Source organism: Burkholderia sp. SIMBA_062 (assembly GCF_046534765.1).
Classification (GTDB): domain Bacteria; phylum Pseudomonadota; class Gammaproteobacteria; order Burkholderiales; family Burkholderiaceae; genus Burkholderia; species Burkholderia ambifaria.
The window spans coordinates 1-230 of record NZ_JAWRYD010000685.1 but is presented as its reverse complement, the minus strand read 5'-3'; the positions used below and the strand labels follow the sequence as shown (position 1 = coordinate 230).

Genomic DNA, 230 nt, shown 5'->3' with positions numbered 1-230 from the left:
CCTGCTTCATAAGCTGATGGTGCCAAGTAAATACCGCGATCTAGCCACAGTAATCACTGGCGCAGCCGTTTCTCCAGCTGGGATGGTGACGCTCGCGCCGTTGGCTAAGAAGTCTTGAATCTGAGTGGCGGTGGTTAAGCTGACCACCACCCCTGTGGCATTGGTATAGCTGATGCTAGCAATGTCAGCAGCTTCGACGGTGTTGGCCGCCCCTAAGCTCACGTTAACAG

Annotated in this window: 1 protein-coding gene; it reads right to left on the bottom strand. The window is 54.8% G+C overall.

From position 1 onward, the window contains the following. Positions 1–6: 6 nt before the first annotated feature. Positions 7–230, bottom strand: a 224-nt coding sequence (locus tag SB786_RS37925) for a hypothetical protein (RefSeq protein WP_410731800.1), incomplete at its 5' end; no start/stop codon positions are given.